This is a genomic window from Micromonospora arborensis (assembly GCF_003205615.1).
Lineage (GTDB): Bacteria > Actinomycetota > Actinomycetes > Mycobacteriales > Micromonosporaceae > Micromonospora > Micromonospora arborensis.
Genome location: NZ_PYBV01000169.1, coordinates 1 through 312, shown reverse-complemented (window position 1 = coordinate 312; position 312 = coordinate 1). Strand labels below are relative to the sequence as shown.

The 312-nt window shown below is 70.8% G+C and carries 1 pseudogene; it reads right to left on the bottom strand.

What is annotated here, in order from left to right:
- A pseudogene (locus C7C45_RS33295) lies at positions 1-312 on the bottom strand (beta-ACP synthase); the annotation flags it as partial.

The following is a 312-nucleotide window of genomic DNA, read 5'->3' as shown; positions in this document are numbered from 1 at the left end:
ACCGTCCCGGCCAGCCGGCGGAGCACCGTCGCCGACTGGCAGCCACCGAACCCGCTGCCCACCGACAGCGCGACGTCCACGGGGACCTCCCGTGCCTCGTTCGGAACGTAGTCCATGTCGCACTCGGGGTCCCGGGTGCTCCAGTTCGCCGTCGGCGGCACCACACCGAACTCGATGGCCAGCGCGCAGGCGGCCATCTCGATCGACCCGATCGCGCCGAGCGAATGCCCGACCATCGATTTGATCGAGCTGATCGGTACCCGGTAGGCGGCCTGGCCCAGCGCCCGTTTGAACGCGGCCGTCTCGTGCCGG